The sequence below is a fragment of the Armatimonas sp. genome (assembly GCF_043760365.1).
Lineage (GTDB): Bacteria > Armatimonadota > Armatimonadia > Armatimonadales > Armatimonadaceae > Armatimonas.
In genome coordinates this window covers 1-10,068 of the sequence record NZ_JAYUPA010000747.1, presented here as the reverse complement: position 1 = coordinate 10,068, position 10,068 = coordinate 1, and the positions used below count along the sequence as shown (strand labels likewise).

The 10,068-nt window shown below is 50.5% G+C and carries 10 protein-coding genes and 2 pseudogenes; 8 read left to right on the top strand and 4 right to left on the bottom strand.

All coding sequences use genetic code 11. The annotated features are described in order from the left end of the window. Positions 1–378, bottom strand: a pseudogene (locus tag ACH2EH_RS17835) (hypothetical protein); the annotation flags it as partial. Positions 379–856: 478 nt separating this feature from the next. Here ACH2EH_RS17835 and ACH2EH_RS17830 point away from each other — a divergent pair. From ACH2EH_RS17830 to ACH2EH_RS17800, 7 genes are all read left to right on the top strand, one after another. After that, the gene (locus tag ACH2EH_RS17830; protein WP_395143702.1) at positions 857–1,351 is read left to right on the top strand and encodes a MauE/DoxX family redox-associated membrane protein; all 495 of its coding nucleotides are present in this window, start codon (positions 857–859) and stop codon (positions 1,349–1,351) included. A 97-nt stretch (positions 1,352–1,448) separates the two neighbouring features. After that, the gene (locus ACH2EH_RS17825; RefSeq protein WP_395143700.1) at positions 1,449–1,904 is read left to right on the top strand and encodes a hypothetical protein; all 456 of its coding nucleotides are present in this window, start codon (positions 1,449–1,451) and stop codon (positions 1,902–1,904) included. Positions 1,905–2,195: 291 nt separating this feature from the next. Continuing rightward, a complete protein-coding gene (locus ACH2EH_RS17820; RefSeq protein ID WP_395143698.1) occupies positions 2,196–3,125 on the top strand; it encodes a hypothetical protein in 930 nt (309 codons plus the stop codon). Continuing rightward, positions 3,086–3,622: a cysteine peptidase family C39 domain-containing protein gene (locus tag ACH2EH_RS17815; protein ID WP_395143696.1), complete on the top strand. Its 537-nt coding sequence runs from the start codon at positions 3,086–3,088 to the stop codon at positions 3,620–3,622. Before ACH2EH_RS17820 ends, ACH2EH_RS17815 begins: the two co-directional genes overlap by 40 nt. 15 nt (positions 3,623–3,637) lie before the next feature. After that, a complete protein-coding gene (locus ACH2EH_RS17810) occupies positions 3,638–4,111 on the top strand; it encodes a hypothetical protein (RefSeq protein WP_395143694.1) in 474 nt (157 codons plus the stop codon). A gap of 182 nt (positions 4,112–4,293) precedes the next feature. Further along, positions 4,294–5,910 (top strand): DUF2079 domain-containing protein, encoded by a 1,617-nt coding sequence (locus ACH2EH_RS17805; protein WP_395143692.1) that lies wholly within the window; start codon positions 4,294–4,296, stop codon positions 5,908–5,910. A 5-nt stretch (positions 5,911–5,915) separates the two neighbouring features. Next, positions 5,916–6,683, top strand: coding sequence for a prepilin-type N-terminal cleavage/methylation domain-containing protein (locus ACH2EH_RS17800; RefSeq protein ID WP_309684731.1), 768 nt, complete (start codon positions 5,916–5,918; stop codon positions 6,681–6,683). Positions 6,684–6,691: 8 nt separating this feature from the next. Here the strand turns inward: ACH2EH_RS17800 and ACH2EH_RS17795 are convergent, their stop codons facing one another. From ACH2EH_RS17795 to guaA, 3 genes are read right to left on the bottom strand one after another with little or no spacing between them, the layout of a single operon-like run. Next, a complete protein-coding gene (locus ACH2EH_RS17795; RefSeq protein ID WP_395143690.1) occupies positions 6,692–7,579 on the bottom strand; it encodes a glycosyltransferase family 2 protein in 888 nt (295 codons plus the stop codon). A 10-nt stretch (positions 7,580–7,589) separates the two neighbouring features. Next, positions 7,590–8,102: a hypothetical protein gene (locus tag ACH2EH_RS17790; RefSeq protein ID WP_395143688.1), complete on the bottom strand. Its 513-nt coding sequence runs from the start codon at positions 8,100–8,102 to the stop codon at positions 7,590–7,592. A 3-nt stretch (positions 8,103–8,105) separates the two neighbouring features. Beyond that, positions 8,106–9,668, bottom strand: a complete 1,563-nt coding sequence (guaA, locus tag ACH2EH_RS17785) for a glutamine-hydrolyzing GMP synthase (RefSeq protein WP_395143686.1) — start codon at positions 9,666–9,668, stop codon at positions 8,106–8,108. A 215-nt stretch (positions 9,669–9,883) separates the two neighbouring features. On the opposite strand from guaA, the pseudogene ACH2EH_RS17780 reads away from it, so the two are divergent. After that, a pseudogene (locus ACH2EH_RS17780) lies at positions 9,884–10,068 on the top strand (hypothetical protein); the annotation flags it as partial.

The following is a 10,068-nucleotide window of genomic DNA, read 5'->3' as shown; positions in this document are numbered from 1 at the left end:
GATCGTCTTGCCACCACGTTCTAGCAATACGGAAGGGACAAACGGGACGTTCCCCTTGGGGCTTTTAGCATACCCATTGCCACAGAGAATAGGGAAATTTGCCTTACTGAGCTTTGTACGGACAAGAGAGAGGCTCGGGTGCGTCTCGCGATTGCCCATCGTCATCGCGTCGTAGCCGAGTGCGCTCATCCGTGCGAGAGTCGGCTCCCCGAGGGGATGAAAACCCAGATTGCCTGCTGAGATCGCATCGCCCGCATCGAGAAGCAAGTACGGCTCGCCTGCCGAGAGCCGCACAATTTCGGCCTTGAGCTGTACCGCTTTCTGGTCAGTGAGTTTGCCATGAAAGTCGTTGGTATGAAAAATAGAAAGCCGGGGCACACTCAATTATACCCCTGTGGTCATTGAGCTCACTTGCCATCTCGACTGAGTGCCACTTGTAATCTCAGTTTTTTTCTCCCCCATATTTCTGTAAGATTCCTGTAAACTGCTTGCTGTACGCTCGCTGTAGAAGATCATATTAGGAGAGCAAGCATGACGGAGACGGAGAAAGAAGATTGCGGACTGATTCCCAGCCTGAAAAAGCTAGTAGAGTGCAGCGTGGAGCTAGGCACGACGCAGACGTACCCTCTGGCACAGGCGCTGTGCCTGAGCAACAAGACGGTGGATACGTACTGGAAACACATCAAGCTAGCGTTGGGTGTGACAGATCGCTATGAGGCCGTTCGGGTGGCAAAAGAGGGACGAATTCTTGGTGAAATGCCAGACGTAGGGGGGGGGGGGGGGGTAATAAACACACTAAATAACGTCAAAACTATCCTAATTTTTAGGATACCGAACGGTTGTAATTGCCTGTAAAGTGTCTGTGTTCAGTAGGAGGTTAGCAGTGGTGGTAAACCGGAACAACTCTCAAAGACGATGGCGAATTGATAGTGTACTCCTCGGATGCATTGTTCTTGCAATCGTGTTTGGAACAGCGGCAGCAGCGAAGATTCAGGGTTTCAACGACTTTGAGTCAACCTTAGTCGCCTCGCTTCTGGTTCCCCAAGGCTGGACACGGTTTGGAGCCGTGCTGATTGTCACTCTGGAGGTCGTCCTGACCATAGGACTGTTTATTCCGACACTACGTAAATCCTCGCTTCAGCTTTTCGCCGCGATGGTAAGCGTCTTCATCGGATACTCACTCTGGCGCGGACTTCAGCAAATACCCATCCCATGTCATTGCTTCGGTGCTCTGTTCACCATGACACCACTCCAATCTATTTTGCTGAATCTGGGGCTTCTGTCTCTGATAACGTATCTTTTGATTTGTGTTGAGGAACATTCTTGTTCTCAATCAAAACGGCCATTTTAAATGGCAATGCCTAAATATTTTACGGACAATAGTGGAGCTGAGATGTCTCCATAAATTCTCGTAGATGTAAGATAAACTCTTTAAGGAAAAATCAATCATGACGGTTCGTACTCTAGTGGTCGCTTTAGCCTCCATTTGTTTGGTTGGCTCAATTTCAGCGTTTTCAATTGAGAGAGCACATGCAGCTATCGAAGGTAAGACAGTTTCAAATGGCACAATGGTTTATGGAACTGGCTATGCGTGTAAACTAACTGTCTGCGGTCCCAATTCAGATCCTGCTGATATAGTAGGTTGTAACTCTATAGACTTTGAAGGTCAGCAAGCGCGGGAAGTTAAAAGTTTTAACCCTGGCAAGGGATGTGCTTTTGATCTCACAGTAAATGATTGTGCCGGCCCTAATGGTGGAAGTTCAAAATGGTGTACACGTATACGAAGATACTATCATTATTGTAATACTTCAGTGGGATCGCTTATTTATGATAGCTGGGCACCAAATGATCTAAATAAGCATATGCTAAACATGTGTTCAGGTGGTACTAATCCTGAGCCATAAAAAATCATATAATATGAGTATAAATCATTCTGTTTGCAGGATTTTAAAATTGTAGATGTGTGAAAACAGTGAAATCCAACGTGATATATGCCAGTAACAAGCTACAGAATTAACATCTTAACCAGAATGAGTTATACTCATATTATATAATTAAATTATGTTGACTGATTGATTTTTGTATTGGTAAATTAGCCAAAATAAAGAATAGAAAAAATTGTGAAATTGAAATATAAAATTGCATGTGTAATTACATGTATCCTAAGTATTTGTTTATCTTCGAGCGCCCAAGAAGTGACACAAGACGAGATTTCGCAAATCAAAGATATCAAAAAAAAGTTATCATTCACTGCGACATACCAATATTCTTTAGATTCCACTGCTATGAAATCTCTTACTACACGTGTAAGTAGTGAAGCTCTTTTTGATAATTTAGAATTGCAATCAGAATTTGCTAATGTCAAGAAACCATCCGGGCAATTTTATATTTCTGTATATGATGGGAAAAATACGAATCTCCTAAGTGGTGCTCAATTTGACCCAATAAAACCAGAAATTATTTATGGTAATATGCAAACGCGAACAACTGTTGAAACAGGTTATCAAATACATGACTCAATAAGTATGTTTTTCAAACGTGACGGCGAGTGGTTTGGAGATTTAATAGCTAATGGAAAAATGCGTTTTGTCAAATATGATGTTTTAAATAATAAACGAGTACTTATTTTCGAAATGAGATCAAAATATTTAATATCTTTGTTATACTTATCAAAGAGTGATAGTTATTCATGCATAAAAAGTTACACAACACAAATCCCAAACTCGAATGCAGTTGATGAATATAATGTAACTGAATTTCAAAATATAGAAGGAGTAAGCCTTCCTAAAACGGCGACAATGAGTATTTATATACGTAATGGAAGTGCAAAAAAAAGAATTGCCGACGGCATTTTTTCTAACATAAAATACTATAATGTTGGAAACGTCACCCATGATGTTTTCAAAATGAAATTTCGTACTGGCTCTCAAATGTACGATGAAGCAAAAAAATCTGTCCTTGTCAAAACTAAAGATGGTAACTGGCTTGAGGATATTAGTTTTTCAGATGATAGAAAGAAAAGGTCAGGTATAATCGGATGGTTTTTCATAGGAAGTCTTTCAACTCTATTGTTTATAGGTTCTGGATGGCTAATCCATCTCATAATAAAAAAACGGCGGCGATAGTTTCATCATGCATAATATTATCTGTTTTATTCATATTTTTAGGATCAAAAAAAAATAAAAGTGGAGGGTGTGGAGCCCGCAGTCTTTATTCTGTGTCGTTAAAACTCGGCTCTAAATTTAAAGAATACGAAATTAATAAATTATTTGGAAATAATTATTATTGGTGTAACATTCAAATGGTTTCAGAATGTGCTGAAAAATGCAACTTCGAAACTGATATAAAAAAAATAGACATTGTAAAATTAAGAAATGAACATCCTCTAGGCGTATTACATATCGATGGTTCACATTTTGTCGGGCTTGTGGGATATGACTCGCAGACCATTCATATTGCGGAGACAGGGTATGAAGGGCCACCACGGATTGAGCGGTGGAGTGACGGGGATCTGATGGCGCGTTGGGATGGGGTGATTCTGGTGATTTCTAAGCCCAAAGACGGTACAATTCCACCTGTGACGGCGCAGAAGGCTGCACCCAAAACAACTGCCGCCCGATGAGGAGACTGATCTCAAATGCCAACCAATCGTATTGACGCTTCCCTGTCCGACACCGACCGCGAGGCTATTTTAGCAGCCCTTGACTTAATTGAATCAAAGCTGCCGTTTCTGGAAGACCTCATGCCTGCCGAGCGGCGCGACTTGCCCAAGATGGGCACTAAAAGCGAGGGCTTTGTTCACCATGCCGATGTGCTAGCGCACCAAGACGACTCGTTTTTGCCACGCAACTTTGACCTGCCCGAGTTCCAGAGCGATGCGTCGCTGTTTGCTGCGCTTGCACCTATTCGTGCGAGGCTTATGCGCCTCACCGAGAAAGTGGACGACACGACAATGCTAGTCGGAAGCGAAGCCTACGTGGCGGCGCTGATTGTCTACCAGAACGCACAAATAAATGGACAGGGCGAGGGCTTCGATGCGCTGCTCGATGAGCTAAGCCAGCGCTTTGCCCGTAAGACCAGAAAGCCGGACGTGCCGAGCACAAAGCCGTAATCTTTCGGCGCTGAGCTGAAAATTTCAGGCTCTGAGCTGAAAATTTCAGGCTCTGAGCCGAAAGTTTTAAGCACAAAGCCACAACACAGAACCTCGGAGCCGGAAAAACTATGCAAAAAGCAACCAGGATTTTTGGCTCCGAGCATAAACGGCGAAGCAAAAAGCCTGACGCTACCGGCTCAGTGCCTGAAACTCCGAGCTTTTCCCCCGCCGGGCGGGGGTCAGGGGGTATCCGTCGAGGCTGCGAGGTCGGGCTGGCGCTGGCGATGTTGCTCTACTGCGTGATTTTTACCCGGCTCACGTTCTCTTTGTTTGAGCGCTGCGCCTACATGAACTTCGATCTTGCCATTTTTGATCAGGCAGTCTGGCTGATCTCACGGGGCGCAACCCCGTTTGTGACGGTGCGCGGCCTGCATATTCTCGCGGATCATTTCAGCGCCATTCTCTATCTTCTCGCACCGCTCTACTGGCTCGCGGCCACGCCCAAAACGCTGCTTCTCGCGCAGACTATCGTGCTGGCGCTGGGGGCGATCCCGGTCTATGGATTGGCTCGTGCAAGGAAACTTGCTATGCCAGTCGCTCTACTCTTTGCCTGCACCTATCTCTGCTATCCCGCGATGCAGTGGAGCAATACTCGTGAATTTCATCCGGATACATTTGCGACACCTCTTCTGCTTGCCGCATTTTACTACCTGCACCAAAACAACTCCCGCTCCTACTTTGCCTGTCTTGTGCTTGCTTGTCTCACCAAAGAAACCATAGGAATGACAGTGGTTTTCCTGGGGCTGTATGCACTCACACAACGCAAAAAACGCCTCGGATTACAAACGATTTTATTTGGTATTGTGAGCCTGATTATTGCCATGAGCATTGTGCGGCACTTCAATCAAGCTCCGTCGCCCTATCCTTATCTCTACGAGCACTGGGGCAAGCTGAGCTTTGGCGCTGCGACAAACCTGCTCTGGCGCATTAGCTGGGGCAACTGGTTTTACTATCTCAAGCTCCTCGTGCCCGTTCTCTTTCTGGCGCTTGCCGCGCCTGAAGTCTTGCTTGTCGCGTTACCCACTATCGGCGCCAACTTGCTCTCCAATCGCTCAGGAATGAACGACATTGAGGAGCAGTACACCGCTCTTCTTACTCCGTTTGTTCTCGCCGCCGCTGTCATTGGCTACGCCCGTATCGCCCCGCGCATGGGTGGCTTTGGACGCGCCGCCGTTCTTGCCAATCTCGCAATCTGGTCAGTCGGAGCAAGCCTGCTCTGGGGACCGTTCTCAAAAGACACGGATAGGCTCTACTCACGGCGTACAAGCACCGATGCCAAGGAGACGCGCCGCTTGCTGGCGAGCATTCCGGCGAATGCCTCGGTCTCGGCGCAGATGCCCTTAGGGGCGCAAGTGAGTCGGCGCAAGACTATTTACCATTTCCCCAATCCGTTTCAGAGGAATGTTTTTGGTGGGACACGGCAGGCCCTGGTCGAGATCGCCGCAATGGACACGGCAAGCCTGAAGCCGGAGTTCAGCGAGAACATAAAACGTACTCCCGTCGAGTACGTCGCCCTCAGCCCAAACTCTGCACGTTTCCCTCTCTCGTTCAATGCCTGCATGGAGGGCGTAACCCTCTTGCTTAAAAGCCCGTCTTATGGCGTAGAAGCCGTTGGGCGGGGGCTAATACTCTTGCGACGGGGCGCGGACTACACAAGCGGCCTTGACAAGCTCGCCGCCTACACACACAAAGACACACGCGACCCGGAGCGCCTCCTCTGGGCATGGCTGGAGAAATCTGGCGGACTGGATAACTAAACAAAATGAAACGATGCTCTTTTACGCTGATTGAACTGCTCGTTGTGATCGGGATTATTGCCTTGCTGGCCGCCATTATCTTTCCTGTCTTTAGCCGCGCCCAAGAAAACGGTCGGGCAACCGCCTGTCTCTCCAACCTCAAGCAGCTTGGTATGGCCAGCCTGATGTACGCCCAGGACTACGACGAGAGCTTCGCCATGAATAGACTCACCGACGAAACACACGTCCCCAAACCCTGCAACAACACCGCGATGGACTTCTCCGGGCTAGAGGGAAGCCGAAATACCTGGAAGCGCGTCCTGCTGCCCTATGTCAAGAACCGGGGAATCTTTCTGTGTCCCTCTAATGGCTACGCGAGCAAGCCCGGCGATGAGTCCAACACCGGCTGGCCTGCCGCCGAGAAGCTCCCGATTTCGTATGCCTACAACGGCTCCTACTTTCATGAGAAAGCGCTCTGCAAAGAAGGCGAGTGGCAGTTTCGTCCTCGCAGACTCGCCGAAATCCACGAGCCGACGAAGCTGATTCTGCACCTCGAATCGCGCCTGGAATATTCCGATCTGGGCAACTGGGCCATTAGCTGGGCACCGGATAACAACACCCGCAAAGGCGGACTCCAGAGCCATAACGGGGGCTGTAACTTTGTGTTTGTGGACGGTCACGCCGCCAAGCTCAAGCTCCAGACCACCTGCACACAACAGCTGTGGCTCGACGGTCAGCCCGATCCCGAGGACTTCTGCAAGTCTGGTCAGCCCTTCCCTGATGAGTACCGCTGAGCGCTCAATTATATCCCGTCGGCGCGCCCGAAGCGCTTCCTCGTGAAATCAGAGAGTGCCCGCAAGAGTATTGCTCGCTTCGGGTTGCCTTGGAGAGTCCAGACCATCAACAAGCGCACAGAGTCCACGAAGGCGGCGAATAAGCCAAGGGACGTGCCGTGTTTTTGCAAATACAGAAGCTGGTTGCGCCGCATGTAGTAGAGCGTCAGCGGCGAGTCTATCCCGGTAGAGCGGCTGACTTTGTGCCAGAGCCGTGCCGAATAGGCTGTTCCGACTTCATAGCCCATCTTGCGAATGCGTATACACAGATCCGACTCCTCAAAATATAAAAAGAAGCGCTCGTCAAAAAAGCCAACATGCTCAAAAACGCTTCGTGAGAGCAACAAGCCACAGCCAGAAACAAACTCGCAGGATTGATAAGTTTGTTTATCGGGAATAGGCTCCCCCTGATGCAAGTGTGTCACCTGACCACGCCCATTGAGAAGTCCCCCCGCGGACCAGATCGTCTCCGGTGCATCCGAGTGTAGCATCAGTGGCCCAAGCGCTCCGAGATTGGGGTGCTCCTCCCAGGCCTCAAGAAGGCGCTCCAGCAAGTCGGGCGCGACAGTAGTATCGGGATTCAGGAGAAAAAGAAAGTCAGCACCGCGCTGAATTGCTGCACGCACTCCCGTCTGATTACCACCCGTAAAGCCCGTGTTCTGCGGGCTTACAATCACGGTAACATCGGGGAACTGTGCTCGAACGATCTCTGCTGTGCTATCAAGGCTGGCATTGTCCACGAGCACCGTGAAGTAGTTAGGGTAGGTCAGCGCACGCAGCGACTCAAGGCACTCCCGCGTATCTGCCACACCGTTGTAGCACACAACGACGATAGCAATTTTTGGAATATTATCCACGAAACAACCACTACTTTTCCGGGGCGTAGAGTGGAAGAGAAGGTTTTTCTTCGTTGAGCCAGACCTGCAGCTCCGACAGAGACGGCAGAAGATCAACACGCCAGCTCAGGTCTGCCAGCTGAACCACCAATGTGCGGCTGACGAGCTTCTTACCGCTATGAAGCAACACCTGGACATCCACGAACCGAATGTCCTTGAAACTGACGAGCGCGGAGCCAAACACTTTCATGCCGTTGCGAGAGAGTGACCGGGCACTATTGACCTTCAGAATCTCTTTTATCCCCATCGGCGAAGGGATAGAGTGCTTCGCCTCCCACTCCATCCGCTCCGCTGTCTTCTTCAAAAAAAGCGCGACAATCTTCTGCACCTGGCTTTCTTTGTAGGCTTGTAGAGGGAGACATGTCTCCGCCAGGAGCTTTGCATCGCGATGAGTGATGGCGCGGGTACAGTCACAGGCGACCCCCTCAGGAAGCTCGGTGCCCCTTGGAAAGAAGTCCTTTGTGACAGTGGAAGGTTTCTGCATGACTTACTCCCACTCGATGGTTCCGGGGGGCTTGCTGGTGATATCGTAGACGACGCGGTTGACGCCCTCCACTTCCCCGACAATACGACTGGAGATTTTCTCTAGCAGCTCGTAGGGCAGGCGTGCCCAGTCTGCGGTCATTGCGTCTTCGCTGGTAACGGCGCGCAGGACAATGGGGTACTCGTAGGTGCGCTTATCGCCCATCACGCCCACGGACTTAGTGTCAGGGAGCACCGCGAAGCTCTGCCAGATACGGCGGTACAGACCCGCTTTTTTGATCTCCTCCACCACGATAGCATCGGCCTCGCGCAGGATATCAATCTTCTCACGAGTCACCTCGCCTAAGACCCGAATCCCAAGACCGGGACCGGGAAAGGGCTGCCGCCAGACCATCTCGGTAGGGACGCCCAGCTCCTCGCCCACTTTGCGCACTTCGTCTTTAAACAAATAGCGCAGTGGCTCGACGAGCTTCAGCTTCATGTACTCGGGAAGTCCCCCGACATTGTGGTGGGTCTTTATCGTGTGCGCCTTGCCACTGCCCGACTCGATCACGTCGGGGTAGAGCGTCCCCTGGGCTAAGAACTCCGCGCCGTCAATAGTCTGCGCGACTTCATCAAAGACCGCCACAAACTCGTTGCCAATGATCTTGCGCTTCTGCTCAGGATCAATCACTCCCTTGAGCTTATCCAGAAATCGTGATTTTTCATCCGCGTAGACCAGATTAATTTTGAAAGCGCGCGCAAAATTCTCGCGAACCTGCGTGCCTTCGTCTTTGCGCATCATGCCTGTGTTCACAAAGATACAGGTAAGCTGATCGCCAATCGCCCGGTGCACCAGTGCTGCTGCCACGACGGAGTCCACGCCACCGGAGAGCCCACAGACCACGCGCTTATCGCCCACTTGCTGCCGGATCGCCTCGGTTGCCTCGCGTACAAACGATGCCATCGTCCACTCGCCCTTAGCACCACAGAACTGGTAGAGGAAGTTACGAATGATCTCGGTGCCCCAGGGGGTATGAACAACCTCGGGGTGAAACTGGACAGCGAAGAACTTGCGTGCGGTGTCCGCCATCGCAGCCACGGGAGTCGAGGCGGTGGTCGCGGTGACTTTGAAGCCGGGCGGCGGTGCTTCCACCGTGTCTCCATGGCTCATCCAGCAGATCAGCTCACGGTTCAGCCCCAGAAAGAGATCGGTGTTGTCGGTAACATCAAGTGACGTCTTGCCATACTCGCGCTGTGTACCGGCGCGCACTTTCCCTCCGAGCTGGCGACTCATAAGCTGCATGCCGTAGCAAATGCCCAAGATGGGAATCCCCAGCTCGTAGATTCCCATGTCCACATCGGGTGCACCAGGCTCGTAGCAGCTTGCGGGACCACCAGAGAAGATGATGCCAATGGGCTTGCGTTTTTGAATCTCAGCCAGTGGTGTCTCGCAGGGGAGGATCTCACAGTAGACCTTGCACTCTCGCACCCGTCGGGCAATAAGCTGTGTGTACTGTGCCCCGAAGTCTAGGACGACAACATTTTCATCGGGAATGGGAATTGAAGCAGATTTGTGTGAGGCCACAGTTAGCAGGCCTCCTGGCAGCGGGGGGAAAACATGCCCTTCATCTTACCACGACTGTCTAATGTTAACCGTCGTCCTGTAATATTCGTCATTTGCAATTTGCACAGGGTATGGGATATACTCTATTTCGGTGCAATGGGGGAGGCCCTCCCTCCAGCTAATGGGTTTAGCGACTTCTGCGGACAGCGTTCGGTTCAGTGCGGATTCTGCTCTAGATGTTGGTTGAACGAGCACTTGGGTGCGTCAGTGGTGCGCATCGTTCGTTGGTGGGGGCAATGAAGTTCCAGGGAGCACTAGTGCCGCTTCCTGTCTGGAGAGCAGATTCCATGCGAATCTATGTGGGCGGTTTGCCCTTTTCGGTAACGTCAGAAGAGCTGACTCGGATTTTTGGTGAGTACGG